This window comes from Spirillospora sp. CA-294931, from assembly GCF_050946795.1.
Lineage (GTDB): Bacteria > Actinomycetota > Actinomycetes > Streptosporangiales > Streptosporangiaceae > Spirillospora.
In genome coordinates this window covers 915,133-941,097 of record NZ_CP192006.1, presented here as the reverse complement: position 1 = coordinate 941,097, position 25,965 = coordinate 915,133, and the positions used below count along the sequence as shown (strand labels likewise).

General features: G+C 70.4%; 20 protein-coding genes. 12 read left to right on the top strand and 8 right to left on the bottom strand.

Going from position 1 to position 25,965, the window contains the following annotated elements; translation table 11 throughout:
- Positions 1-129: 129 nt before the first annotated feature.
- The gene (locus ACQPY4_RS04545; RefSeq protein WP_433332718.1) at positions 130-1,059 is read left to right on the top strand and encodes an esterase/lipase family protein; all 930 of its coding nucleotides are present in this window, start codon (positions 130-132) and stop codon (positions 1,057-1,059) included.
- Between the two features lie 70 nt (positions 1,060-1,129).
- Here the strand turns inward: ACQPY4_RS04545 and ACQPY4_RS04540 are convergent, their stop codons facing one another.
- Genes ACQPY4_RS04540 through ACQPY4_RS04530 form a run of 3 tightly spaced genes read right to left on the bottom strand, consistent with a single transcriptional unit; the run spans position 1,130 to position 4,429 of the window.
- Positions 1,130-2,026 carry a glycosyltransferase gene (locus ACQPY4_RS04540; RefSeq protein WP_433332716.1) on the bottom strand — a complete coding sequence of 299 codons (897 nt, stop codon included), beginning with the start codon at positions 2,024-2,026 and terminating at the stop codon, positions 1,130-1,132.
- A complete protein-coding gene (locus ACQPY4_RS04535; protein WP_433332714.1) occupies positions 2,019-3,194 on the bottom strand; it encodes a hypothetical protein in 1,176 nt (391 codons plus the stop codon). The genes ACQPY4_RS04540 and ACQPY4_RS04535 overlap by 8 nt, the downstream gene beginning before the upstream one ends.
- Positions 3,194-4,429: a hypothetical protein gene (locus ACQPY4_RS04530; RefSeq protein WP_433332712.1), complete on the bottom strand. Its 1,236-nt coding sequence runs from the start codon at positions 4,427-4,429 to the stop codon at positions 3,194-3,196. The genes ACQPY4_RS04535 and ACQPY4_RS04530 overlap by 1 nt, the downstream gene beginning before the upstream one ends.
- A gap of 203 nt (positions 4,430-4,632) precedes the next feature.
- On the opposite strand from ACQPY4_RS04530, the gene glf reads away from it, so the two are divergent.
- The 5 genes from glf to ACQPY4_RS04505 are packed head-to-tail and all read left to right on the top strand — an operon-like array spanning position 4,633 to position 11,194.
- Positions 4,633-5,784 (top strand): UDP-galactopyranose mutase, encoded by a 1,152-nt coding sequence (gene glf / locus ACQPY4_RS04525; RefSeq protein WP_433332710.1) that lies wholly within the window; start codon positions 4,633-4,635, stop codon positions 5,782-5,784.
- Positions 5,781-8,018 (top strand): glycosyltransferase, encoded by a 2,238-nt coding sequence (locus ACQPY4_RS04520; RefSeq protein ID WP_433332708.1) that lies wholly within the window; start codon positions 5,781-5,783, stop codon positions 8,016-8,018. Before glf ends, ACQPY4_RS04520 begins: the two co-directional genes overlap by 4 nt.
- 2 nt (positions 8,019-8,020) lie before the next feature.
- The gene (locus ACQPY4_RS04515; RefSeq protein ID WP_433332706.1) at positions 8,021-8,875 is read left to right on the top strand and encodes an ABC transporter permease; all 855 of its coding nucleotides are present in this window, start codon (positions 8,021-8,023) and stop codon (positions 8,873-8,875) included.
- 1 nt (position 8,876) lies between these two features.
- The gene (locus ACQPY4_RS04510; RefSeq protein ID WP_433332704.1) at positions 8,877-9,680 is read left to right on the top strand and encodes an ABC transporter ATP-binding protein; all 804 of its coding nucleotides are present in this window, start codon (positions 8,877-8,879) and stop codon (positions 9,678-9,680) included.
- Positions 9,681-9,688: 8 nt separating this feature from the next.
- Positions 9,689-11,194, top strand: coding sequence for a sulfatase family protein (locus ACQPY4_RS04505; protein ID WP_433332702.1), 1,506 nt, complete (start codon positions 9,689-9,691; stop codon positions 11,192-11,194).
- 100 nt (positions 11,195-11,294) lie between these two features.
- On the opposite strand, the gene ACQPY4_RS04500 is transcribed toward ACQPY4_RS04505, so the two are convergent.
- On the bottom strand, positions 11,295-12,722 hold the full coding sequence (locus tag ACQPY4_RS04500) for a family 43 glycosylhydrolase (protein ID WP_433332700.1): 1,428 nt from the start codon (positions 12,720-12,722) through the stop codon (positions 11,295-11,297).
- Positions 12,723-12,828: 106 nt separating this feature from the next.
- On the opposite strand from ACQPY4_RS04500, the gene ACQPY4_RS04495 reads away from it, so the two are divergent.
- Positions 12,829-13,962 carry an alpha/beta hydrolase-fold protein gene (locus tag ACQPY4_RS04495; RefSeq protein WP_433332698.1) on the top strand — a complete coding sequence of 378 codons (1,134 nt, stop codon included), beginning with the start codon at positions 12,829-12,831 and terminating at the stop codon, positions 13,960-13,962.
- 126 nt (positions 13,963-14,088) lie between these two features.
- The gene (locus tag ACQPY4_RS04490; RefSeq protein WP_433332696.1) at positions 14,089-17,559 is read left to right on the top strand and encodes a hypothetical protein; all 3,471 of its coding nucleotides are present in this window, start codon (positions 14,089-14,091) and stop codon (positions 17,557-17,559) included.
- A 37-nt stretch (positions 17,560-17,596) separates the two neighbouring features.
- Here ACQPY4_RS04490 and ACQPY4_RS04485 read toward each other — a convergent pair whose 3' ends face one another.
- On the bottom strand, positions 17,597-18,562 hold the full coding sequence (locus ACQPY4_RS04485; protein ID WP_433332694.1) for a glycosyltransferase: 966 nt from the start codon (positions 18,560-18,562) through the stop codon (positions 17,597-17,599).
- A 193-nt stretch (positions 18,563-18,755) separates the two neighbouring features.
- The gene (locus ACQPY4_RS04480; protein WP_433332692.1) at positions 18,756-20,192 is read right to left on the bottom strand and encodes an LCP family protein; all 1,437 of its coding nucleotides are present in this window, start codon (positions 20,190-20,192) and stop codon (positions 18,756-18,758) included.
- 77 nt (positions 20,193-20,269) lie between these two features.
- Here ACQPY4_RS04480 and ACQPY4_RS04475 point away from each other — a divergent pair, with 77 nt between their 5' ends.
- Together ACQPY4_RS04475 and ACQPY4_RS04470 are read left to right on the top strand one after the other, a co-directional pair.
- Positions 20,270-21,196, top strand: coding sequence for a DUF6177 family protein (locus ACQPY4_RS04475; protein ID WP_433332690.1), 927 nt, complete (start codon positions 20,270-20,272; stop codon positions 21,194-21,196).
- Between the two features lie 16 nt (positions 21,197-21,212).
- Positions 21,213-22,040, top strand: coding sequence for a hypothetical protein (locus ACQPY4_RS04470; protein ID WP_433332688.1), 828 nt, complete (start codon positions 21,213-21,215; stop codon positions 22,038-22,040).
- Between the two features lie 73 nt (positions 22,041-22,113).
- On the opposite strand, the gene ACQPY4_RS04465 is transcribed toward ACQPY4_RS04470, so the two are convergent.
- Positions 22,114-23,055, bottom strand: a complete 942-nt coding sequence (locus ACQPY4_RS04465; protein WP_433332686.1) for a MinD/ParA family ATP-binding protein — start codon at positions 23,053-23,055, stop codon at positions 22,114-22,116.
- A gap of 447 nt (positions 23,056-23,502) precedes the next feature.
- On the opposite strand from ACQPY4_RS04465, the gene ACQPY4_RS04460 reads away from it, so the two are divergent.
- Positions 23,503-24,303 (top strand): hypothetical protein, encoded by an 801-nt coding sequence (locus ACQPY4_RS04460; RefSeq protein WP_433332684.1) that lies wholly within the window; start codon positions 23,503-23,505, stop codon positions 24,301-24,303.
- Positions 24,304-24,621: 318 nt separating this feature from the next.
- Positions 24,622-25,128 (top strand): hypothetical protein, encoded by a 507-nt coding sequence (locus tag ACQPY4_RS04455; RefSeq protein WP_433332682.1) that lies wholly within the window; start codon positions 24,622-24,624, stop codon positions 25,126-25,128.
- A gap of 139 nt (positions 25,129-25,267) precedes the next feature.
- On the opposite strand, the gene ACQPY4_RS04450 is transcribed toward ACQPY4_RS04455, so the two are convergent.
- The gene (locus tag ACQPY4_RS04450) at positions 25,268-25,576 is read right to left on the bottom strand and encodes a hypothetical protein (RefSeq protein WP_433332680.1); all 309 of its coding nucleotides are present in this window, start codon (positions 25,574-25,576) and stop codon (positions 25,268-25,270) included.
- Positions 25,577-25,965 lie beyond the last annotated feature (389 nt).

The following is a 25,965-nucleotide window of genomic DNA, read 5'->3' as shown; positions in this document are numbered from 1 at the left end:
CCGGGCAGACCGGTAACCGATCGGTCAGCCATCGGTTACCGCACCCTCTTTACCTTCGTCGTATCCGCGGTGGACGGGGGCCCACCGCGGACCCCCGCGTCCAACGTCCCTCGTGTGAACGGAGGCACCATGAACGGGAAATCCCGAGCCGGGCTGCTGGCGCTGGCGGCCACGCTGCCGCTCTCGGCCGTCTCGATCCCCGCCGAGGCCGCGCCGGTCTCGCCCCGGCCCGCGACGTCGGCCGCGGCTCCGCGAACGGGGCTCGAGGCCCTGGCCGCCAAGGGCGCGGACAGCAAGAACCGGACGGTCATCTTCATCCACGGGTTCCAGATCGGGCAGAAGGCCGACTGCTACGGCATGTGGAAGAAGTCGATCGACTTCTTCCGCAGCCAGGGTTGGGCCAAGAAGAACCTCATCACCTGGGGTTACTACAAGAACAACACCCACTGCACCAGCAAGTACAAGGGCAGCACGATGTCCGACCTGGGCAATGTGGGCGCGGCTCTGAACAAGTACATCCGGACGAATTTCACCGACAAGGGCAAGAAGGTCGACGTGGTCGCCCACTCCACCGGCAGCCTGATCATCCGGAACGCGATCATTCAGAGCCATCTCCGCCCCGGCAAGCTCTATGTCGAGGACGTCGTCACGCTGGGCACCCCGCACGACGGCAGCAAGTGGGGCCATGCCTGCAACGCGACCCAGTGCAAGCAGCTTCGTCCCGGCAGCGACTTCATCAAGGGCCTCAACCACTTCAGCACCAAGGCCAAGCGCTACCACGAGGGTGACGGCGGGACCAACTGGACCCTGGTCGGCTCCTACCTCGACGGCGTGACCTCGGCCGAGAGCGGCACGTCAAAGAACGTCTACGCCAAGCACAGGATCCTCTACCCCAAGAGCGAGCGGGTCGGCCACCCCGACTACTACCAGACGGGCACCGGCGAGGGCTGGACGTACTACCGCTCGAACAACTACAGCCAGAACTACCACAAGGTGACCACCAGCGCCGGGCCGATCAGGATGGCCTACCGCGGTGCCTACTACCACTCCAAGTGGTGATCTGAGGGCGGGGTCGCGCCTGGGATCCAGCGGGCCGGGGGAACTCTCCCTCGGCCCGCTGCCCGTTGGGTCACTGGGGCGGGAGGACGTCCTCGTTGGGGCGGGGAGGGTGTCTCAGGGCCTCGCTGAGGCCCTTGCGCAGGCCCTTGCGGAGAGTGGCGCGGTCTTGGGAGCGGGCGAACGTGCGGGCCCAGCGGCGGGCGGTGGAACCGCTGTAGAGGACGCGTTCGGCCGGGCTCAGGCCCTTGCTGCGGGTGAAGAGCCAGACCTTGTTGCGGACCTCGTAGTAGAAGCGCTCGCCCGGGTCGGCGTCGGTGGAGCCGAAGGTCTTGGTCTTGTGGACGACGCGGCTGGACGGGCACAGCACGCCCAGGCGGCCGCGCAGGAGGCGGGTGGTGAACTCGAAGTCGTCGTTCCAGAGGAAGTAGTCGGCTATCGGAAGGCCGCGTTCCTCGACCGCTCGGGCCTCGATCAGGATCGACACGAACGAGGCCGAGCGGATGGGGACGCAGCCCGCCTCGGCCGCCCTCGCCAGTTCGGCCTTGGTGGCCCGCGGCTTCTGGCGCGGGGTGTTCATGGGGTGGTCGCGGCCGTCGGTCCAGACGACCCGGCTGGCCACCAGGGTGGCCGACGTCGTGGCGTGCGCGTCCAGGAGCCGGGCCAGGGCGTCCGGTTCGGGGACGGTGTCGTCGTCCATCAGCCAGATCAGGTCGGGTTTCGCGTCGAGGGCGCTGGCCAGGCCCGCCGCGAAGCCTCCGGCGCCGCCGGTGTTGTGCGCGAGCTCGACCAGGTCGACCTCGCCGTAGTGCTCTTCGAGCAGGGCCGGGGTGCCGTCGGTGGAGGCGTTGTCGACGACGATCACGGCGTCGAGGGGGCGGGTCTGGGCGCGCAGGGCGTCCAGGGCCTCGGTGAGGAGGTCGCGGCGGTTGTAGGTGACGACGACCGCGATCACCCGAGGGTCAGTCACGGGGGCCGCCGCGCAGGCGTCCGGCGGCGCGGCGCAGGGGGGACGGCCGGGCGGGCGCGACCGCGCTGATGCGGGCGAGCTGCTCGCGGACCTGGGTGAGCTCGTGGTTGAGCGTCGCCATCTGGGTGCGTTCGCGGGCCTTGGCCAGGTCGCGCAGCAGCGCCTCGACGACCTCGACGGCGGCCGTGGTCAGGGCGGCGGGGTCGAGCGGCTCGGCTGGGACGGACGTCTCGAAGACCGGGACGAGCTCGTCCAGATCCCCGACGATGTCGTAGCCACCGGCCCGCAGCCCCTCGATCAGCTCGGCCGATCGGGACTTCACCCAGGCGTGGTGGCGGACCGGCAGGACGATCTCCACCCGCTCCTCGCGGGCCGCCAGGACACGGTTGGCGACATGGCCGCGGACCAGGGGCTCGTAGTCGCCGCCCAGGCCGCCCCGGCCGACGCGCTGGTTGATGAGCCGGACGAGCTCGGCCTCGGCCAGCCCGAGCGCCTTCTCCTGCTGGACCGACGCCAGGTCGCACCACTCGGGGGCGATGCCGGACAGCTCGGCGAAGCGGCCCCAGAGCCCGGCGCCGCCGGTCTCGCCCTGGGGCGCGGTGATCACGTGGATGTTCTCGGGCGGGAGCGTCGCGCCCCACGCGTCCAGGACGCGGACGGGGTCGTGCAGCCCCCAGAACATCTCACCGAACGGGGCGGGCGCGTCGATGCCCTTGGTGACCAGGTCGTCGGCGAACTGGTCGAAGGTGACGGTGTGCTCGTGCTTGACGTGCTCCTGCCAGTCGGCGGCGAGCTGGCGGGCCAGGTCGCGGGCGGTGAAGACCAGATGCACGTCGCCGGGCCGCAGCGAGTCGATCGCGCGCTGGGCCTGGGCCCTGGTGGCACCGCCCAGAAGCTCGTTGGACAGGACGACGCGGTGCCCGTCCCACTCGCGGACGCGCCGGGCGACGGCGTCCCACACTCCGTCCCAGGCGGGGTCGCGGCGGCCTCCCCACGCCATCTCGCGGAGGTCCATGGTGGCTTCGAAGTGCTGGTGGGGGTGTTCGAGCGGGTAGCAGACGCCGTTGGCCGCGAGGGCCGGGGCGCTGTTCCACAGCGCGGCTTGGAGCGGCCCGGCGCCGATCAGCGGCGCGCCTATGTGCAGGAAGATCTGCTTGGCCTGGCTCACTACCGGTTCTCCTGGCGTCGTGATTCGGTGTAGCGCCAATACGCTTCTCGGGCGCGCATGACGAGGGGGTGGCGCTCGCTGAGGTGGCGGACCGCCTCTTTGAGCGGCGGGGCCGACACGGCCACCAGATGGGCGGCGTCCCGGTTCATCCGGGCCGCCTGGTCGATGAGGGCCTGCGGGCTGGCGCGCACGGTGCTTTCGGACTCGTCGGCGCTCGTCCGCAGGAGTGCGGCGATGGCGTCGAGCGCGGCGTCCAGGACGTCCTCTTCCGAGGCGCGGCCGGGGTCACCGGCCAGCGCCGGGTTGGACGGCCCGGGCAGCAGGTCGCCGAGGTCGCCGGTGACGTCGAACCGGGCGGTGCCGAGGGCCTCTACCATTTCCTGGGAGCGTTCGAGCACCCAGGGGTGGTACTCCTCCGGCAGCCGGATGCGGGTGCCGGTGCGTCCGGTGAGGACGCTCTGGGCCAGCCCGTGCTTCACATGGACGTCGTGCACCGGCCAGTCGATGCTCTGGCGGGTGGCGAGGTTGACGCGGCGGATCAGCTCGGTCTCGGCCACGCCCAGCGACGGGTTCGCGAACACGTGGGTGGTGTCGCAGCGTCCGGGGTCGACGCCGAGCACCCGGCAGAAGCGTTCGAGCAGCAGGCCGTTCGGGGCGCCGGGAGGGGGCAGCGTGACCACGTGCACCCGTTCGGGCGGGACGCCGCGGGCCCAGCGCTTCAGGACGGCGGGGGCGTCCTGCATGCGCCAGAACTCGCCGATCCAGTTGGGCAGCGCGGGGTCGTCGGGGAAGCGGAGCCCGGAGATGAACTCGGCGAACGTCATGACCGAGCGGTTCTTGACGTCCTCCTGCCAGTGCGCGGGGATCTGCCGGGCCAGGTCGCGGGCGGTGTAGACGAGGTGGACCTCGGCGAAGTCGAGGTCGCGCATCGCCCGCTCGACATGGTCGGGGAAGGCGGGGGCGAGCAGTTCCTGCGAGATCAGCGCGGCCCGGCCGTCCCAGTCGCGGATCTCCTCGACCAGGCGCCGCCAGGCCCCGATGGTGACGGGGTCGCGCAGGCCGTCGAAGAAGGCCTCGCGCAGGTCGAAGGCCGCCCACACATGGTCGGCCGGGTCGTCCCCGGGGTACAGCAGGCCCTGGTCACGCAGCTCACGGCGTGTGTGCCACATCACGTTCTGCAGATACGTGGTGCCGCTTTTTGGCGCGCCCACGTGCAGGTAGACGACGGGCCTCACCGATCACCACCCAAATTACGATCACCTTGCCGCGGAACGGCCCGCGCGAGCCTCGGCCAGCGGGTATCTTAGCTGCGCACTTGCCCTATAAGTCCCGTTCTTGGCATCAGCCGCGTTCGCCCCAGGTCACATAGGTTACCGAGGGGCGAGAACGGGCCAGGCGGCCGTCGTCCCCGGGGAACTTCGTGAACGTTGACCTTGTAGTGGCAGGATCCGGTTTCTTCGGCCTCACCGTGGCCGAACGCTGCGCGAACGAGCTGGGCCTGCGGGTCCTGGTGCTCGACCGCCGCGACCACATCGGAGGGAACGCCTACAGCGAGCCGGAGCCGGAGACCGGCATCGAGATCCACCGCTACGGCGCCCACCTCTTCCACACCTCCAACGAGCGGGTGTGGGAGTACGCGAACCGCTTCACGGCGTTCACGGGCTACCAGCACCGGGTGTTCACGACCTTCAAGGGCCGGGTCCACGCGATGCCGATCAACCTGGGCACCCTCTGCTCCTACTTCGAGCGGTCGTTCACCCCGGACGAGGCCAGGGCGCTGGTCGCCGAGCAGGCGGCGGAGGTCACCGACCCGGCCAACCTGGAGGAGAAGGCGATCTCGCTGATCGGGCGCCCCCTCTACGAGGCGTTCATCCGGGGGTACACGGCCAAGCAGTGGCAGACCGACCCGCGCGACCTGCCCGCGGAGATCATCACCCGGCTCCCGGTGCGGTACACCTTCGACAACCGGTACTTCAACGACACCCACGAGGGCCTCCCGGTCGACGGCTACACCGCCTGGCTGGAGCGGATGGCCGACCACCCCAACATCGAGGTGCGGCTGAACACCGACTTCTTCGACCTGCGCGACGACGTCGTCGGCAACGTCCCGGTCGTCTACACCGGCCCCCTGGACGCCTATTTCGGGTTCGCCGAGGGGGAACTGGGCTGGCGGACGCTGGACTTCGAGATGGAGGTCCTGCCGACCGGCGACTTCCAGGGCACGCCCGTCATGAACTACGCCGACGAGGACGTCCCCTACACGCGCATCCACGAGTTCCGCCATTTCCACCCCGAGCGGACGCACCACCCGGCCGACAAAACTGTGATCATGAGGGAGTACTCGCGCGCCGCCGTCCGCGGCGACGAGCCCTACTACCCGATCAACACGGCCGACGACCGCGAGCGCCTGCTGGCCTACCGCGAGCTGGCCAAGCGGGAGAGCGGCGTCCTGTTCGGCGGGCGCCTGGGCACCTACAAGTACCTCGACATGCACATGGCCATCGCCAGCGCCCTGAACATGGTCGACAACCGGCTGCGGCCCCATTTCGCCGATGGGGCCGAGCTCGTCAGCGGAGGGACGGACGAATGACCGAGCACGTGACGGGGGACACCCCCGCCGACGGCACGCCCGTCGTAGACCAGACCACCCTGGACGAGGCCCTCGACCAGGCCGCCCTGGGCGAGGCCATGACGGCCCTGGACGGCGTCACCCCCGGCCAGGACCCCGCCGAGGACGCCGGTTCCCTGGGTGAGCTGTCCCCCGACCTGGACGACGCCGAGCCCGAGGCAGAAGCCGCGGCGGACGCCGACGACGGCGCGCCGAAGGTCCTGCGGGTCCTGCACCGGGTCGTGATGCCGGTCGACCGCGACCAGGACATCCTCAAGCTCTACATCGAGGGCAACATCGTCCGGACGGCCGCCGCCGAGCCGGCGGCGGCCGAGGGCGGCGCCGAGCCCGCACCGGCACCGCCGCCCCCGCCGCCGTCGGACTACCAATCGGCGGAGTACTGGGACGGCTCCAACCTCGGCGACGACGAGGACGTCTCGGACGACCGGCGCCGGGTGGTCGTCCCGGCCGGGCGCCGCGCCTCGTTCCTGACCTACTTCAACGCGTTCCCCGCGAGCTACTGGCGGCGCTGGACGCGGCTGGAGGAGGTCGTGCTGCGCGTCCGCGTCCGCGGCGACCTCAAGATCATCGTCTACCGGTCCAACTCCAAGGGGCACTCGCAGCGCCTGGAGTCGGTCGAGGTCCACGCGCACGACGCGGTCGAGGAGAAGCTGTTCACCCTCCCGCTCAAGCCGTTCGTGGACGGCGGCTGGTACTGGTTCGAACTGGTGGCGGGCGAGAACGCCGCCGTGCTCGAAGAAGCCGAGTGGTGCGCCGAGACCGACGCGCCGCAGGGCCGCACCAGCATCGGCATCACGACCTTCAACCGGCCGGACTTCTGCGTCCAGCAGCTGGTCGCGCTGGCCAAGGCCACCGACGTGCTGGAGGTCATCGACGAGATCTTCGTGGTCGACCAGGGCACCCAGCGGGTCGAGGACCACCCCGACTTCGCCGACGCCGCCAAGGCCCTGGAGGGCCGGCTCCGGGTCATCGACCAGGGCAACCTGGGCGGCTCGGGCGGCTTCGCCCGCGCCATGGACGAGACCGTCAAGGCGGGGGCCAGCGACTACGTCCTGCTGCTGGACGACGACGTGGTCACCGAGCCCGAGGGCATCCTGCGCGCGGTCACGTTCGGCGACCTGACCCGCAAGCCGACCATCGTCGGCGGGCACATGTTCAGCCTGTACGACCGGTCGGTGCTGCACGCCTACGGCGAGACCCTGGCCCCGTACCGGTGGTTCTGGGGCCCGGCGCCGCACACCTTCCACGGGCACGACTTCTCCTACCACCGGATGCGCGAGACCAACTGGCTCCACCGCCGCATCGACGTCGACTACAACGGCTGGTGGATGAGCCTGATCCCCACCAGCGTCATCAAGGACATCGGCCTGTCGATGCCGATGTTCATCAAGTGGGACGACGCCGAATACGGCGTCCGCGCGCGCGCCGCCGGGTACCCGACCGTGTCGCTGCCCGGTACGGCCGTGTGGCACGTGCCGTGGCACGACAAGGACGACACCATCGACTGGCAGGCGTACTTCCACGAGCGCAACCGGCTGGTCTCCGCGCTGGTCCACTCCCCGTATGACCGGGGCGGCAACCTGCTCAAGGAGAGCCTGTTCGTCTCCATCAAGCACGCGCTGGCCATGCAGTACTCGGCCGCCGAGCTGATGCTGATGGCGATCGAGGACGTGCTGCGCGGGCCGTCCCACATGCACACCTCGATCGTCACCAAGATGGGCGAGATCCGGGAGTTCAGGAAGCAGTTCCCGGACGCCAAGTACCAGGAGGACCTGGAGGACTTCCCGGCGATCCGCCGCGACAAGCCGCCCCGCAAGGGCAAGGAGGCGGCGGCGCCCAAGAGCCGCAAGGGCATGATCCGGGCGGCGGTGTTCGGCGGGCTCAAGCAGCTGCGGCCGGTGGAGTCGTCGGCCGCGCGCCACCCGCAGGCCCTGGTGCCGCACATCGACCTGCGCTGGTGGAAGCTGTCGCAGTTCGACAGCGCCCTGGTGTCGGCGGCGGACGGCACCGGCGCCGCCTGGTACCGGCGCGACCCCCGCCGCTTCCGCTCGCTCATGCAGCGCACCAGCGCCCTGCACGGGCGTCTCTACAAGGAGTGGCCGCGCCTGGCCGAGGAGTACAAGGCCGCCATGGACGAGCTGACCTCTCCCGAGAAGTGGCGCGGCACCTTCGACGCCTCGCACCGCAAGCCTTGACCGTGGAGAGCACGGCGGCGCTCCGGGATCCCGCCGGGAGCGGGGGCCTCGGGGAGGTGCTGCGCAAGCGGTACCTGCTCAGGCTCCTGGTCCGGCGGGAGCTCAAGGCCCGCTACAAGGGGTCGCTGCTGGGCCTCGGCTGGTCGTACGTGCGCCCGGCGGTGTACTTCGCCGTCTACTTCTTCGTGGTCGGCGTCTTCATGGGCATGGACCGGGTGATCGAGAACTTCCCGGTCTACCTGTTCTCGGCGATGGTGCTGGTCAACCTGTTCACCGAGACCCTCCAGTCGGCGACGCGGTCGATCCTGGGCAACTCGCCGCTGGTCAGGAAGGTGTACCTGCCCAGGGAGCTGTTCCCCACGGCGTCGCTGCTGGTGTCGCTGGTGCACTTCCTGCCGGGCATGGCGATCCTGCTCGTGGGGTCGGTCTCTTACGGGTGGCGTCCGACCCTGTCGGGGATGGCCGGGGCCGTGGTGGGGCTGGCGATCGTCGTCCTGCTGGGCATGGGGCTCGGCCTGCTGTGCGCGGCGGTGAACGTCTTCTTCCACGACACCGAGCAGGTCGTCGACATCACCATGATCGTCGTGACCTGGTCGGTGCCGATGATCTACCCGTGGACGCATGTCCGCGAGCATCTGCCGGAGTGGGCGCTCCAGACCTACCTGGCCAACCCGCTGGTCAGCGCCGTCTCGCTGTTCCAGCGGGCGTTCTGGGCGCCGGGCGTGGAGACCGGCCTGCCGCCCGTCCCGTCGCTGGGCGCCCACACGGTGGCGGCGCTCGGATTCGCCGTGGCGGTGTTCCTCGCGGGACAGTGGACGTTCGCCCGGCTGCAGAAGCGATTCGCCCAGGAGCTGTGACATGGACGCACCCGCGCAGAGCGTGGCGCCCACGGCCTCGGTCGTCGTCGACGGCGTGACCAAGCGCTTCACGCTCCGGCACGCCCGCTCGATCAAGGACATGACCGTCCGCGCGGTGCGGCGGCAGAGCCTGTCGGAGACGTTCAACGCGCTCGACGACGTCAGCCTGACCGTCCACCGGGGCGAGACCGTGGCGCTGATGGGCGTCAACGGGTCGGGCAAGAGCACCCTGCTCAAGATGATGTCCGGGGTCCTGTCCCCCGACACCGGGACGGTCCGGGTGCGCGGCCGCGTCGCCGGGCTGATCGACGTCGGCGCCGGGCTGCACCCGGAGCTGAGCGGGCGCGAGAACGTCTTCCTCAACGCCGCGATCCTCGGCATGGAGGAGGCCGAGATCCGGCGCAAGTTCGACACGATCGTGGAGTTCTCCGGGGTCGAGCGCTTCCTGGACAACCAGGTGAAGTTCTACTCGTCCGGCATGTTCATGCGGCTGGCCTTCGCGATCGCCGCGCACACCGAGCCGGACATCTTCCTGATCGACGAGGTGCTGGCCGTCGGCGACCCGCCCTTCCGCGACCGGTGCCTGGAGCGGATCCGCGAGCTGCGCGACGAGGGCCGCACCATGGTGATCGTGGCTCACGACATCCGGATGCTGACGCGGCTGTGCGATCGAGGGATCATGATGAGGTCCGGACGCAAGATCTTCGACGGCGATGTGGAGGAGGCGGGAGCCATGTGGAAGGAGGACCGCCAGGCCCGCCGGAAGGCGCAGGGCACCGACGCCCTGCCCTCGGCCGTCCGCTGAACCCCGGCATGCGTCCGGCAACGATGCTCCGCTGGTGCGCGGCCCTGGTGGCCTGCGTCCTCCTCGCGTCCGCGTGCGGTGGCGGCGGTGAGCCCGCCAAGCCCAAGAAGGCGCACCCCATCGCCTCCCAGCCGGCGTCCCGTCCCAACATCGTGTTCATCCTCACCGACGACCTGAGCTGGGACCTGGTCCGCTACATGCCGCGCGTGACGAGGATGCGCGAGCGCGGCGTCACCTTCTCCAACTTCTTCGCCACCAACACGCTGTGCTGCCCGTCCCGCGCGACGATCCTGTCCGGACGGCTGCCGCACAACACGCAGGTGCTGACCAACGAGCCGCCCAACGGGGGCTGGCAGCGCTTCAACGGCAACGGCGGCGAGCGCGACACGTTCGCCACCGCGATGCAGGCGTCCGGCTACCGGACGGCCCTGATGGGCAAGTACCTCAACGGCTACGACCCGACCCAGGTGCAGGCGGGGACGCCCGCATTCGTGCCCCCCGGGTGGACGGAGTGGTACGGGACGAGCCTGGGCTACCAGGAGTACAACTACGTCCTGAGCGAGAACGGGCGTGCCGTCCCGTACGGGTCCAAGCCGGGCGACTACATGACCGACGTCCTGGCCGGGAAGGCCGTCGACTTCGTCAACCGGTCGACCACAGGGAGCCCGTTCCTGCTGAAGATCTCCACGTTCGCGCCGCACGCGCCCTTCACCCCGGCGCCCCGGCACGCCAACGGGTTCAAGAACGTGAAGGCGCCGCGCGGGCCCGCCTTCAACGAGAAGGACATCCGCGACAAGCCCCGCTGGCTCCAGGCGTGGCCCCAGATCCGCAAGCCCGGCATCAAGACCATCGACGAGAAGTACCGGGGCCGGGTCCAGATGCTCCAGTCGGTCGACGAGCTGATCGGACGGGTGCAGCAGGCCCTGGCCGAGCGCGGCCTCGACCGCGAGACCTACATCGTGTTCGGCTCCGACAACGGCTTCCACATGGGCCAGCACCGGCTGGTCGAGGGCAAGGGCACCGCCTACGACGTCGACGTGCGGGTCCCGCTGATCGTCACCGGGCCGGGCGTCCCCGCCGGGCGGACGGTGCCGGAGCTGACCGCCAACACCGACCTGCGCTCCACGTTCGAGGAACTGGGCGGCCTCCCCCCGAACCCGAGGGTGGACGGCCGCTCCCTGGTGCCCTTCCTGCGCGGCGCGCCCGTCCCCAACTGGCGCCAGTCGGTGCTGATCGAGCACGCGGGCCCGATCAGCAACCCCAGCGACCCCGACTACTCGGGCCGGGGGTGGGGCAACCCGCCGTCCTACATGGCGGTCCGTACCGCCAGAGAGCTCTACATGGAGTACGACGCGGGCGAGCGCGAGTACTACGACCTCACCCGAGATCCAGCGCACCTACGCAACACCCAGGCCCAACTCCCGCCCGACCAACGCGCCCGCCTGTCCGGCCTCCTGGGAGCCCTGAAGACCTGCGCGGCCGCAAACTGCCGCACCGCCGACCTGGGCCGCTAACCCGCGCCGCGAAGTCGAGGGGCGCGGGTGTCTGGCGAGCGGGGGCCAGGTGTGCGCGCGATGCTGCGGCGGGGTGGGGCAACAGCCCCGTGAGCGGGCGCTAGGAGAGTTCGGCGTAGTCGAACTCGGCGTGGCCTGACTGGTAGGAGAAGCGCAGGACGTTCCACCCGGGGCGCAGGCTTACCTCGACCGTGGAGTCGCGCCACTGGTCCTTGGGCTCGGCCGGGTACCGGACGGCCTGCGCCGCGCCGCCGTTGACGGTCAGCGCGTGCTCGGCGGGCCCGGTGGCGCGGTTGGCGTAGCGGACCCGGAGGACGTAGTCGCCCGCGCCGGGGGCGAAGACGTCCAGGTCGACCAGGCACTGGGCGTTGTCGAGATAGCCGACGACCGACCCACCCGAGGCCGCCGGGACGCCCTTGCGGATCTGCGCGCCGAACACGCGGCCCCGCTCGGCCTCGTACCGCGTCCGGCTCCCCCGGACGACCGGGGCGCCGTTGGCCCAGCCCAGCTCCGCCACGTACATGGCGCGCAGCACCGCGTCGCCGCCGGAGAACTTGGTGATGCCGTGGAAGACCAGGTAGGCGTCCGACCCGTCGTGGACGACGTCGGCGCCGCCCGGCCCCGTGATCTCCTTGCCGTAGCCGTCGGTGGACAGCAGCGGCCCGCCCGCCTTGGTGTACGGGCCGGTGATCGCCGGGGCGGTGGCGTACCTGGTCTGGTAGTCGGTGCGGTAGAAGACGCCCGCCGCGTAGAACAGGACGTAGCGTCCGCCCTGCTTGACCAGGGCCGGGGCCTCCACGAGCGTCGGCTCGTCGGCTCCCCTGGTCAGGATGCGGGTGGGCGCGCCTTCGAGGCGCAGCCCGTCCGCGTCGGCGCGCTGGACGAACAGGCCGCCGGGGTCGCGGCGTCCGCTGCCCTCCTGCTTGAACAGGACGTACCGGGTGCCGTCGGTGTCGACGAAGGCGGCCGGGTCGATGGTGTCCTTGCCGTCCCGGCAGACCATCGGGGTGGCAACCGGGGTGAAGGGGCCGGTGGGGGTCGGCGCGGAGGCCGCACCGACGCACTGGTCGGCCGTCCCCTTGCGTCCGGCTGTGAAATACAGCACGTAGGTGCCGTCGGCCCGGCGGGAGATGTCGGGCGCCCAGGTGCGTCCGGGCTCGGCCCAGGCGGGCAGGGCGGGCAGGGCGTCGGCGCCGGTGCGCGTCCAGGGTCCGGCGGGCCTCGGCGCGGTCGCGATGGGAACGTTCTTGCCCCCGTCGTTCGTCGCGTATCCGTAGTAGGTGCCGTCGACCTTCAGGATCTCCGGGTCCGGGAAATTGCTGTCCAGAACGGGGGCCTGTTTGGACGGGGCGGAGTCCATCGGACGTTGCTGCGGGCCGGGCGGCGCGGGCGCGCCGGACGTCGCGGCGGCCACCGGGGGACGGACCACCGGGGTGCCGTCACCGCTGCCGAGCAACGCGATCACCGCGGCGACCAGGGCCGTGACCAGGGCTCCGGCGCCGACGACGGCGAGAGGCCGGTCCCTCACTCGGCGGCCTCCCTCGTCGTGCTGTGTGCAACGACCTTCTTAGACGATCTAGGGCAAACTAGCCAACCGTAAACCGTCGCGGCGTGACTTTCGAGAGGTGTTGGGTGTGCAGTTGACGAGCGGTTGGCTCATCGGAGCGCTCACCGTTCTGGCCTTCTCGGCGACCGGGGTGACGGTCTGGCTGCTGCCCAAGGTGGCCGGCCGCGGGCTGCGCGACATCGCCGCCCGGACGGGCCTGCTGCTGGCCTGCCAGGTCGCGATCGTGGTCGCGATCGCGGCCGGGATGAACGGCTACTTCCTGTTCTACGTCAGCTGGAACGACCTGCTCGGCACCACGGGCGGCGGGAACGGCACCGTCAAGAACGGCAAGGGCGGCGGCGCCACGGGGCCCGCCGCGACCCGTCCGCTGGCCCGGACGATCTCCCCGCTCGGCGGGGCGGCGGGCCTGCACTCGGTCGGCAGCGACGGCCAGCTCGACGAGGTCATGATCCACGGGCCCAGGACGGGCCTGAAGGTGAAGGCGTTCGTCTACCTGCCGCCCCAGTACTTCCAGCCCAAGTTCCAGAACACCCGGTTCCCCGTGACGCTCGTCCTGGCGGGCTTCCCCGGCGACCCCCAGGGCATGATCAAGCGGCAGGGCCTGCTCAAGGACGTCACCGTCGATCTCAAGGCCGGGCGCATCCAGCCGACGATCTACGTGATCACCCGCTCGATGGTGGCGCCGCCGCGCGACACCGAGTGCACCGACGTCCCGGCGGGTCCCCAGGCCGAGTCGTTCTTCAGCCAGGACGTCCCCCGGGCCATCAGCAACACCTACCGGGTCGCCACCGGGCTGCAGGGCTGGGGCGTCATGGGCCAGTCCACCGGCGGCTACTGCGCGGCCAAGCTGGCCATGATGCATTCGGACCGGTTCGCCGCCGGGGCGTCCCTCGGCGGGTACCTGCGCTCGATCAAGGACGGGTCGACCGGCGACCTGTACGGCGGCAGCAAGCAGCTGCGCGACGACAACGACCTGATCTGGCGGCTGGAGCACCGGCCCCCTCCCCCGGTCTCGCTGATGCTGGCGCAGACCGAGCAGGGGCCGGAGTTCGACCAGGCGCAGCGGTTCGTCGCCCTGGCCAAGCCCCCGCTCCGGGTCGCCACCCTCTTCCCGCCCGAGGGCGGGCACAATCTCAGGACGTTCAAGCGGCTGACCCCGCAGATCCTTCGGTGGATGAGCGGGCAGCTCAAGGCCGAATGAGCGGCGGCGGCCGGGGGCCGTCCGGGCGAAGGCGACGGACTCACCTCACCAGCGCCGATATGATCCGATGCGACGCATTCGGCCCGCAGCTGACATGACCCCACGCGAGCACGGGAGAAGACGGGCGTGACCCCACCCAGAACACCGGACGAAGAGCCCCGGGACGAGTCTTCCGACACCCCGGCGACGCCGCCTCCGCCCGAGTGGCTGGAGGAGGAGCAGCTCCCCCCGGGCGCCCACCTGCTCCCGGAGCCGCCTCCGCTGCCCCCGTTCGGCACCCCGCTCCCGGAGGACGAGCCCGAGGACGAGTCGAACAAGACCGTCAGCGACATCGACCTCAGCAAGCTGCGCACCCAGAACTTCGGCGCGGGGCCCGGGATCGACGACGACCAGCCGCGCACGACCGCCGACCCCGAGGCGTTCTCCCTGCCCCCGGTGCCCGAGGAGTACCCCGGCCCCGAGCGGGGCCCGTCGGCGAACACCACGGTCACCGACCTGTCGGCCTTCCTCCCCCCGCGCGCCGGAAACGACGAGAGCGACGCCGACGAGTCCGAGAACACGATGATCGTCCCCCCGGCGGACGAGGCGCCGCCGCAGGCCCCCGCGACCATCGAGGAGCGCCTGGCGGAGTCGCAGCAGCCGCCCGCGCCCCCGCCGACGCTGATCGAGTCGCCCCAGGCCGCCGCCGAACCGGACCCCGACCAGACCTATGTCGAGCCGCCCGTGGCCGACACCACGGCCATGGAGTTCCCGGCGCCCGGCGACGACGCCACGATCACCGACGCCCCGGCCACCAGCCTGGAGCACCCCGCGCCGCCGCCGTTCCCGTACGCGCAGGACATCCCGTCCGCCGACCGGACGCCCGGCCCCGGCGCCGCGGGCCAGGAACCGCCGAAGACGACCGAGGTGCCGTCGCCGCAGCCGTTCCCGTATGCGCAGGACGTCCCGTACGCGGCGCCGACACCTCAGGCGCCGCCCGCGCCGGAGCCCTTCCCGTACGCGCAGCAGGTCCCCGAGCGGCAGGTCCCCGAGCCGTTCCCGTATGCGCAGGAGATCCCGGGGCAGCAGCAGTCGCAGTCTCCCGAGCCGTTCCCGTATGCGCAGCAGATCCCTGACCGGCAGGGGCCCGAGCCCTTCCCCTACGCCCAGGAGATCCCCGACGCGCAGCCGCACGCCCCGAACGCCTACCAGCAGCAGCCCGCCCACCATCCGGTGGCTCCCCCGCCCCAGATCGACGAGCCGTGGCGGACGGCCCCCAAGAAGTCCGGGCCCAAGCTGCCCAAGGTCAACGCCAAGCCGATCCTCATCGTCGTCGGCGCCGTGGCGGCCGTCGCCCTGGTGGCGGCGGGCGGTCTGGTCGTGTTCGGCGGCGGCGACGACAAGCCCGAGAAGGCCGACGCCACGGCCAAGCTCGCCGGCACGGTGTTCGCCCGCGACCCGGCCTCGGCCGCCGACGGACGCAACCAGCAGCTCACCGGGGTCGCGGCGGCCGGCTCCACGGTCGTGACGGTCGGCGGCGAGGCCGACGCCCGCTCGTCCCGGGGGCAGTTCCTGGTCTCCACCGACGGCGGCCGCAGCTTCAAGCCCGCCGCCGTGCAGGGCCCCGACGGCGGCGAGCCCGGCGACGGCGAGGTCCCCCGCCTGGTCACGGCCTCGCCCAAGGGCTGGCTGGCGATCGGCGGCCGGCCCGGCGGCGGCGCGGTCTGGACCAGCCCCGACGGCCAGACCTGGAAGCGCCAGCCCGACGTCAACGTGACCTCCTTCGGCCCGGCCGACCGGGTCAAGCGGCTGGTCGCGTCCGGCGCCGGATACCTGGCCATCGGCGAGCACACCCGCAAGGGCGACTTCAGCGACGCCGAGCCCGCGGTCTGGATCTCCTCCGACGGGCAGCGCTGGGAGGGCCGCGCCGGGCAGCAGATCGGCCTGCCGATCAAGCAGGGCTCGGTCAACCTCCTTGAGGCCGCGGGCAGCGGGAACACCCTCCTGCTCGAGGGCCTGCACACGATCAAGAAGGGCCAGGCCGGACGCCGGGTCTGGAAGTCCGACGACGGCGGCAAGACCTGGGCCGAGAGCAAGGTCCCCGCGCCCAAGGGCACCGTGGGCCTGATGATCGCCGGTGGGCCCTCGGGCTTCCTGGCCATGCGCGACGTCAAGGGCGGCAAGCAGATCTCCGGCGTGGCCTTCACCTCCAAGGACGGCGCGTCCTGGACGCAGGCGGGCAACCTCCAGGCGTCCGGGTACCAGCGCGTCGCCTCGGCCGCCGCCGACGAGAAGGGCTACGCCGCCGTCGTGGTGCGCGGCAAGGACATCCTGATCTCGCGCAGCCCCGACGCCAAGACCTGGCAGGACGCGGGCTCGCTGCCCGTCCAGGCCGGCCGAACGCCGCAGGGCACCGTGCTGAGCGCCGACCAGACCGTACTGGTCGGCTACGACAACGGCCCCGACACCGGCGGCGACGTCAACGGGCTGCTGTCGGTGTGGGACGCGCGCGGCACCCAGGTCCTGGCCGACCTGGGCAAGGTCCCGGGCGCGGTCCGTCCCGACCACACCGTCACCGCCGTGGCCGCCACGGGCACCCAGGCCGTCGCCGTGGGCAGCGCGTCCGGCAACGGCGCCGTGTGGTCGTCGCAGGACGGCGCCGCCTGGACGCGCGGCCAGGGCGACGCGACGGCGTTCAACCGTCCGGGCCCCCAGCAGCTGCTGAGCGTCACCGGCGGCAAGGCGGGCTGGCTCGCGGTCGGAACCGACCAGGTCGCGCCGCGCCGCCCCTACGTGGTCACCTCGGCCGACCTCGGAAGCTGGCAGGCCGCCGACGGGTCCGAGCACTTCGAGCCCGCCCGCAACACCACGCTGGCCACCTACTCCGCCGCGTCCGGGCCGGCCGGGTACGTCATCGTCGGCGAGGACGGCCTGTCGGCGTCCACCTGGTTCTCCGCCGACCTCAAGTCGTGGGAGCGGGGCAAGAGCGCGGGCAAGAGCAGCCTGGAGGCCCTGCCCAACTCCAACCGCTGGATGCGCGGCGTCACCGCGGCCCAGTCCGGGTTCGTCGCCGTCGGCGGCCTGCGCGACCCGGCCGTCGGCGCCGGGCCCGCGGCCCGTCCCGCCGTGTGGACCTCCCCGGACGGCAGGCAGTGGACGCTCCAGCAGCTCGGCCTGCCCGCCGGGCTCGCCGAGGGCGGGCTCGGGGCGATCGCGGCCAAGGGCAACCTGCTGGTCGCCGCCGGCAACGCCGCCAGCGGCGCCGGGCCGGCCGTGTTCGCCTACGTCTCGGCCGACGGCGGCAAGACCTGGAAAGAGACCAAGCTCCCCGTCCCGGACGGCACCAAGGACCTCCAGGTCTCGTCCGTCACCGCAACGCCGCAGGGCTTCTCGGTCACCGGCACGGCGGGCGCCGCGGGCCGCACCGACGTGGTCACCTGGACCTCCGCCGACGGCAACGCCTTCCAGAGCGCCCTGCCCACCGGCACCGGCCTCGGCGGCCCCGGCACCCAGGAGATCACCGGTCAGGCCCCGTTCAAGGACGCGGTCATCGGCGTCGGCCGCAACGCCGACCAGAAGGGCGAGCAGCCCGTCCTGTGGTCGCGTCCGGTCTCGTGAAAGGAGCCGGTCGGGGCGATCGCGCCCCGACCGGGTCTCAGTTGGCGCCGCTGTTGCCGCGTTTGGCGTGGCGCGGGGCGTAGGCCGGGGCCGGGGCGCCCGGCTCGGGCTGGTGGGTCGGCCAGACGATCTCGGTGGCGGTCTCCGCGCGGCGGTCGCGCGAGCGGTTGCGGCGCGCGCCGTACGGCGCCACGACCCACCGGTAGAACGGGCGCCGGATGATCGTCGGCACCAGCCGGTAGCCGCCCCTGACCGTGACGTTCCGGTAGTACTGGGGACGGGAGATGAAGCCCTCGCGCAGCATCTCGCGCTGGAGCCGCAGCTCGGAACGGAGCAGGTCACGGCCGCCGCGGCGCTCGTAGGCGCCCGCGCCGACCCGGTAGTAGACCAGCGGCTCGGCCACGTTCGCCATCTGCGCGCCGTTGGCGATCATGCGGGCGAACAGCCAGTAGTCCTCCATCAGCGGGAGGTCGCCATAGCCGCCGGCGGCGATCACGGCGCTGCGCCGGTACACCACCGTCGGGTGGTTGAAGGGGTCGTGCAGCCGCGAGTAGCGCGCGATGTCAAGCGGGTCGCTGGGCGGGATGCGGCGTCCCACGATGTCGTCGGTGTCGGCGCCGAACTCCAGCAGGCCCGCGCCGACCAGGTCGGCTCCCGCCTGGACGAGCGGCACCTGGAGCTGGAAGCGGTGCGGCATCGCGACGTCGTCGGCGTCCATCCTGGCGACGATGTCGTAGCGGCTGGCCTGGAGCCCGGCGTCGAGGGCGGGGCCGAGCCCGCCGTTGTTCTCGATGCGCACGAACGACACGGGAACGGGGCTGGTCGCCACCAGCTCGTTCAGGCAGCGCGACACCTCGGGGGAGACCGGGCCGTCCTGGACGAGCACCACCTGGTCGGGGCGGAGCGTCTGGTCGTGCACCGCGCTGCGGAAGGCTGCCCGGACATAGTCCTCCCGATCACCGCCGTAGACGGTCATCAGGAGGGCGAACGGTTCGGGGGGCATTCGATCCATTTCGGGGGGCGGGGGGCGGCGCGGCGGGGACGGCCGGGGGCGGAAGCTACCTATGACATATATGTGACGCTTTAGTGCCCTGGATGGTTGGGCGCCCGCCAAGATACCTGGACGCCACTTCCGACAGTGACCGATTGGTCCTCATCGCCGGGCTTGTTCACCCGGTCGTTACTCCGGCCAACCGTCAGGTCTGCGCGCATACGTCCCTGTCCGCGCGTATCTCCCCCTCGACCTTGGGCACCGGCCTGGCCGCACCCGGCACCACGGCCCCGTCCTTGCCGATGATCAGATAGACGAGTCCGGGCTTGCCCGCGGCCCACGGCTGCGGCGGATGCCCGGGCAGGACCGCCGCCAGTGCCGCGGCCTGCGGCTGGGCACCCGGCCCGAACAGGATCTGGGTCCTGGCCCCGGCCGCGGCCTTCTTGGTGCCGACCTTGACGACCTTGAACCCCTTCTCCGTCAGCTGGTCGGCGGTCCGCTGGCCCAGCCCGCTGGTCGAGGTCGCGTTGAACACCCCCACCTGCACCTGGGCGGGCGGGACGGGCTTGGCGCCCACCTGCCGCGCCGGGCCGGGACGCGGCGGCGGTGCCTTGGGCAGCGTGTTGTCGCGGCGGATCGCCTCGAACAGCGGCGCGGCCGCCACCGGATTGATCTGCACGCGGTTCTTGTCCTGCGGATAGCCCTGGACGGGCACGGTCACGAACCGGATCTTGCCGCTGCTCATCTCGCGCATCCCGCCCGCCAGCCGCTGCATCGCCGACAGCGTCAGCCGGCTGTCGGCCTTCATCGACTTGGTGACGGCCGACAGGAAGGAGAACGCCTTGCCGGGGTCGGCGAGCATCCCCTTGTCAGTCGCCTTGCGCGCGACCGAGGCCATGAACGCCTGCTGCCGCTTGATACGCGAAAGGTCGGAGCCGTCCCCGAGGCCCTTGCGCGTGCGCACATAGCCGAGCGCCTGCTCGCCGTGGACGGTCTGGCGCCCCTTGCGCAGCTTCAACTCGGCCAGCGGGTCGTCGACCGCCTTCGGCACGCAGATCTCCACCCCGCCCAGCGCGTCCACCACCCGCTTGAAGCCCGAGAAGTCGATCTCGACATAGTGGTCGATGCGGATGTTGGTGATGGCCTCGATGGTCTTCCACGTGCAGGACGGACCGCCGATCGCATAGGCGACGTTGATCATTTCCAGCCGTCCGGGCTCGATCTTGCCGTCTCTGCGCGTGCACGAGGGGCGCTGCACCATCGAGTCGCGCGGAAAACTCAACCCGATCGCCCGGTCACCGCCCGGCGAAAGATGCAGCAGCACAGTGGTATCGGAACGCTCCCCCTCCTCGGCCCCGTACCGCGCGTTCTCGCCCGACCGAGTGTCAGACCCCATCAGCAGGATGTTCATCGAGTTGTTGAGCTTGGCCGGACGCTTGTCACCGAGCTTGCCATCGACGTTCTCCCGGTCGATCTGGCCGTCCAGCTTGCGCCAGAACCCGTACGCGGTGACGCTGCCGATCACCAGCAGCGCCGAGAGCACCACGGAGATCCACCCCAGCACACGCCAGCGCCGCCCCCGTTCCGGCTCTTCCGGCCAGGGCGGCGCCGCGGTGCGTCTGGGCTCCACCACTGGCTGCATCCGTAACATTTCAGCACACAAAGGACAGTTACCACTCCCCTCACGGGAAAGTCGTCCCCCAGTAGACTCGGCGGGAGATGAGCACCGTAGACGCAGTGACCGGCCGTGCCATGGTCGTCCTGCAGGACCGTCCCGTCGTCGCGCTGACCGCGTGGCTGGACCAGGCCCTCACCGACTGCGCCGAGACCGGCCGCACCCTCCAGGTGGTCACCCCGCTCCGGTCTCGACTCTCCTTCCCCCTCCGCAACGCCGGAGCCCGCTGGGTCGTCCACAACGACGACACCTACTACGAGGGCCTCACCGGACGCCCACTGATGTGGACGGGCGCCGAATTCGGCCCCGTCCCCGACGCCCGCGACTACGCGCCCGGCTTCGTGACCCGCCCCACCGCCCCGATCGGCGCCCAGCTCAGCCTCGTCTACCGCACCAGACACGACGCCGAAGGCAAGGTCAGCATCACCGTCGAGCGCCTCCTCCGCCTGCTCACGGGCAAGTCACCCCTCGGCTGGAGCCCCGCCGAACCGATCGCCAACGCCTGGAACCCCGAACGCCTCACCGAACACGTCCGGGCCCGCTCCACCGCCCGCCTCATCGTCCTGGGAGACGGCCCCCGCCCCGCCCAGGCGATCTGCGAGTTCACCGCCCTCGGCACCGCCGTCACCGAGGTCACCACCGTCAACGTCGGCTTCGCCCCCCAGGACCCACCACCCCTGAAGTACCTGCCCCAGCTCGTCGGCGCCTTCGCATCCGAACAGCCCATCGCCTCGCTGTTCGTCCAGCTCATCCCCGGCCGCGCCGACCTCACCACCGAACCCCGCTGGACGGGCGCCCCCGGCCCCCTCGCCATGGCCGTCAACGGCACCGTAACCGGCCCCCCCGACATCCCCACCCGCCAGGTCGGCTCCCAGTTCAGCCCCATGACCCTCTTCACCCTCGGCGACGGCCGCTCCCCCGAAGGCTGGCAACACCACCGAGCCCTAATGCAACACCTAAGGCCGTCCTAGAACAGCACTCAGCCGAGTGCTCGACCTCTCCGTACCCGTTCCGACCGCCGTCTCGGTGATCGACACCGACCTCACCGAACAGTCGCCAATCGAACGCCGAGTCGACACCGTCTTCCAAATCGACTCCGCCGACGGCAGCCACATCCTCGCCGTCGAGGCCCAAAGCAAGAAGGACGACGACAAACGAGCAAGCTGGTGCTACTACGTCGCCTACCTGCACGCCCGCTACAAGATGCCGGTCACCCTGCTGGTGGTCTGCTGGGAAGCCTCCACCGCCCGCTGGGCCCGCCGCCCCATCCACGTCGGCCTGGCCCAACGCCCCACCATGACCACCTGGCCAATCGCGTTAGGCCCCGACAACGTCCCCGCGATCACCAACATCGAACTGGCAGCGGAGGACGTCCTGTTCGCGGTCTTCTCCGCCCTAACCCACGCCCACTCCCCCGAAGCCCCCAAGATCCTCGACGTCCTGGCGTCCGCCCTCAACACCATCGACCTCCACACCGCCGGATACTTCGCCGAATACACTGAGTTGGGACTCGGCGCCACCCTCGCCCGAACGCACTGGAGAAGGCTGATGAACACCGGCACCTACCGCTACCAGTCCGAATTCGCCCAAATGCTCCGAGCCGAAGGCGAAGCCAAGGGACGGGCCGAGGGACAAGCCGAGGCAGAAGCGAAGGCAATTCTGCTGGTTCTGAAGCGCCGCAACATCTGTGTCCCCCCGGAGGAGCGGGAACGCATCCTGGCCTGCACGGACCTAGAGACGCTCGAGACCTGGCTCGGAAACGCCGCGACAGCCACCAGCACGAGCGACGTCTTCAGCGAACCTGGCGAAGGTTGATGCCCTACCGCTACCGATCCGAATACGCCGAAATGCTCCGAGCGGAAGGCATGGTGAGGGGCCTGGCAAACGGTCAGCGGCCGGGGTTGAGTGAGCGGGCGAAGGCTTCGTAGGTCACACGGCTCACTGCGATTCGGGTCGATTCCGCGAGTTTGGACTGGTCAAGCGCGCCGCCTGTCGACAGGTGGCGGTCGAACGGGACCTGGACGACTGGGATGCCCCAGGCACTCAGCATCTCCTGAGCCTGGTCAAGGTCGGCCGCCACCTGGGGGGCGCGCGCCATCATCGCGACGACCGTCCGCGAAAGAAGGGCCTGCTGGTTGTTCCCCGCGAACCACTCCAGCGCGCCCCGAGCGCTGAGCGCCCCATCCACCGTGGCGGGCGTCACCAGCACAAATCCGTGCGCCCCCGCCAGAATCCCCTGATGCAACTCGGTCAGTATCCCGGCGCTGCAATCGATCACAGCGGCCGAGAAGTACCGGACCACGGCCCCCAGAGCAGCTTGGAAGGTCCCGAGGGTGAACTCCTCCGCGATTCGCCCCCCGGTAGCCGAGGGCAGCACCCACAACCCCTCGGGCGTCCGCGTCAGATAGGGCGCGACCTCCTCAAACGACCGGGGAACCCGTCCCACCAGGTCCAACAGCGACCGCTCCGAAGGAACCCCCAACCGCAACGGCAGCGACCCCAGCTCGGCGTCGGCGTCCATCGCCAGCACCCGGTCGCCCCGCTGCCGCGCCAGCTCAGCGGCCACAAGCGCCGTCAACGTCGTCTTCCCGGCACCCCCACGCACACTGGCCACCGCCAACTGCCGGCACCCGGGCACCTGCCGCCGCAACAGCTCGGCGATCTCGTCCTGCCCCCGCTGCCCCGAGACCCCGGAGCCCCCCACAGCCTTGCGGACCCCCCGGCCCACCCGCCGCAAAACCGGGTCCCCATGCTGCTGCCGCCCCAACTCCTCCCCCAGCGCCCCCACACCAGGACCAGGAGCAGACGCCACCTCCTGCTGCGACCCCATAGAGATCACCAGGTCAGGAATACCCTCGGCAGGCTCCGGCGGCTGGGGCGGATCCGGCCGCCGCACAGGCGGCGCGGGAACCTCTGGGGCTGGCCGCGCTTGGGGACGCTGGACGGGCGGCGGCGCTGACTCCACGGGCGCGGCGGGAGGCGGCGCATGCCGAATCGGCTCCTTCACCTCGGGAGAGGGAAGGGGCGGGTCGGTTCGCGGTTGAGCCCCCGACTGGACATCGTCCGGCTCGGGGATAGGGGCGGAGAGTCCCCGGCCTGCCGCGCCGAGGTCGCGCAGAACGGCCCGCTGCCAACTCGAGTCGGACACCTGCCTCCCTCTCCCTCCCCTCAAGCCTATGAGAGGACGCCCCCACCGAGAGACCGACCGGATCGTTTGCCAAGCTTGGGTACTCTTAGCCGATCTTTGCTCGACGCTACGACTTGGCCTGGAGTCGCGATGAACCCCCCGGAATGGCCTGGCCAGCCCGGATACCCGCCGCAAGGACCCGGATTCGGTCCTCCCGCGCCCGGGTTCCCAGCGCCTCCGCCGCCCAAAAGCGGCGGCGGTACCGTCGCCCTGCTGATCATCGGCGGCTTCGTCGTCCTGATCGTCATCGGCATCGTGGGCTTCGTCGTCTTCACCAACGACGATGACGACGACAACCGCCGCACGATCAGCGCGCCGAGCTCGTACAGCACGCCCACCGAGACCTACGCGCCGTCGACCGAGACGCCCATCGACACCTCGACGCCGACGGCCACCCCGCCTCCGTCCGGCAAGAGCGTCGCCCGCATCTTCACGCCGACCTTCAAGACGGCGCGCGGCAACACCTTCACCCGCGGCGGCACCCGCACCGGCTCGTGCATCAGCCGCGCCGACAAGGAACTGCTGACTGCACTGCGCAGCAACCCGTGCACCGCGTCCATGGAGTCGGCCGTCTACGCCAACCCCGGACGCGACATCATCACGGTGGTCTCGGTACTGACGTTCGCCAGCTCGTCCGACGCGAGTGCCGTCAGCAACTCCACCAACACCGGTGCCGCCCCGACGCTCCTCGTCCCCTCCAAGGCCAGTGGCCTCCCCAGGCTGACGACGGCCCCCCAGTCCTGGACCCGCAGCTGGACGCAGGACGAGCACGTCATCTACGCCCAGTCCTACCGAGCCCGAGGCGGAAACGTCGGCACCCGCACCGGCACCGTCTACACCACAGCGGGCGAACTCGGCGTAGAAGTCACCAACGTCCTAAGATTCTCCTGACGCCACCTAGGGATGTGTCACAAATCACATCCCTATTCTCAGAAAGCGCCACCACCAGGAAGTCCCCAAGGGTATAGACCCCTGTCTATCAACAGTTGCCAAGGCCACCCCGCAAACTCGGGAGATGACCTTCGGCACCCCTTAGGCATGCCCAAAACATGGCCTCACAGAAGGCCCAGCAAAACTTCCGGATCTTGTGCCATCAAACCCCGAACCACCCGCCCGTGGTCGGCATCTCATTCAAATAAGGGGAAGATAAGCCGGGGCTGCTGCTACGGTAGCCCGCGATCTTCCGTTTCACCCAACATGGAGGGATACATGAGGCGTCTCGTGGCAGTGGCGATCACGTCCGGAGCCCTGGTGGCCGGTCTGTGCGCCACCGGGGGTACCGCGTCCGCCGCGACCGAGTCCCAGGCCGGCGTCGTCGGCCAGTCGGCTCCCGCGGTTGCCCAGTCGGGCACCGTGACCGCCCAGCGTGCGGTCCGTTTTGACCTCCGGAAGTCCGGCCTCGCCGCGACCACCGGCTACGGCTCCTACTACTGGGGCCGCTACGGCAAGTACCGCACCCGCGTTGTCAACGCCAAGATCCGCGACAACAAGCGTGGCAAGTACTCCTGCATTCGCATCGCGTTCTACAGCCGCAAGGGCCAGAACCTCGGCCGCGAAGACATCTTCGTGTACAACCGCAGCGGCAAGGGCACGACCGCCACCAAGGCCGTCCAGTCCTACCGTCTCGGCTACATCGCCATGCGCGAGTGCGAGGGCTACGTCAAGGGCCGTCGCTTCATCGAGACCGCCAAGGGCGGCTGGCGCTGGTACCGCTAATTCGTCACCCATGACGAAGGCTTGACAGCTTGAAACAGCCCTTCGGAATCCGCCCGGCCAGCGGCTTCCGAAGGGCTGTTCCTATTACAGAACCCTCTCTGACAACCCAACTGCGGGCATCCAGCGGATAATCACGCTTCTAAAGATCTCCTACGCGCTCCGCGCCCGTGCTAAAGAACGTTGAGAGGTATTCGTTCGGCGCCAGCTCGCTGTCTCTCATCAGAGAAAAGACCTCACCCCCGTGCACGGGAAGGTCGGAGAGCTCGAAGGACTGCGCCAGCCCGACATACGAGGTGTTGTCGAAGACGGCGGCGTACTCTACTGCTTCCTCCTCGGCAAGAGCGATGGCCTGCGCGGCGTCACTCGCCTGCCACAGAGTGATGCGCTCCTCATAGACCTCATTGTTGAGATCCCGGAACACACATCGCACGCCGAACCAGCCGCTCAACCGATCGCTTCTCTCTAGATCATCCATCATGACATCCCTTTCGGAGTCGACCTGGGGTGGTGGTGATGTGGGGACTTCGGGGTGGGGTGGCCTCGTAGGGTGGAGGGTGTGGGTTCTGGGTGGGGTGGGTGTGGGGTTTGAGCGCTGATCTGGTGGTTTTGACGCGGCGGGAGCCGGATTGTTCGGCTGTGCTGGACGGGTTGGTGGCGTTGGGGGAGCCCTGGGTTGTGCAAGGGGCTCGGGTGTTTGATCGCGAGGGGCGGTTGCTGGTTTCGGTTGAGGAGCCGGTGCTGGTTTCGGTTCCTGGGGAACTGGAGCGGTTGCTTGGGGGCGCCTTGCGAGGGTGGTTCACCGGGCCCGTTTGGTGGGTGGACGTGCGGGCGGTGGTG

Bases quoted from the DNA above. Each gene is read 5' to 3' on its own strand.
- ACQPY4_RS04520 (WP_433332708.1), top strand. From the start codon at position 5,781: ATGACCGAGCACGTGACGGGGGACACCCCCGCCGACGGCACGCCCGTC.
- ACQPY4_RS04475 (WP_433332690.1), top strand. From the start codon at position 20,270: ATGAGCACCGTAGACGCAGTGACCGGCCGTGCCATGGTCGTCCTGCAG.
- ACQPY4_RS04545 (WP_433332718.1), top strand. From the start codon at position 130: ATGAACGGGAAATCCCGAGCCGGGCTGCTGGCGCTGGCGGCCACGCTG.
- ACQPY4_RS04510 (WP_433332704.1), top strand. From the start codon at position 8,877: ATGGACGCACCCGCGCAGAGCGTGGCGCCCACGGCCTCGGTCGTCGTC.
- ACQPY4_RS04480 (WP_433332692.1), bottom strand. From the start codon at position 20,192: ATGCAGCCAGTGGTGGAGCCCAGACGCACCGCGGCGCCGCCCTGGCCG.
- ACQPY4_RS04455 (WP_433332682.1), top strand. From the start codon at position 24,622: ATGAGGCGTCTCGTGGCAGTGGCGATCACGTCCGGAGCCCTGGTGGCC.
- ACQPY4_RS04505 (WP_433332702.1), top strand. From the start codon at position 9,689: ATGCGTCCGGCAACGATGCTCCGCTGGTGCGCGGCCCTGGTGGCCTGC.
- ACQPY4_RS04485 (WP_433332694.1), bottom strand. From the start codon at position 18,562: ATGCCCCCCGAACCGTTCGCCCTCCTGATGACCGTCTACGGCGGTGAT.
- ACQPY4_RS04465 (WP_433332686.1), bottom strand. From the start codon at position 23,055: ATGGGGTCGCAGCAGGAGGTGGCGTCTGCTCCTGGTCCTGGTGTGGGG.
- ACQPY4_RS04460 (WP_433332684.1), top strand. From the start codon at position 23,503: ATGAACCCCCCGGAATGGCCTGGCCAGCCCGGATACCCGCCGCAAGGA.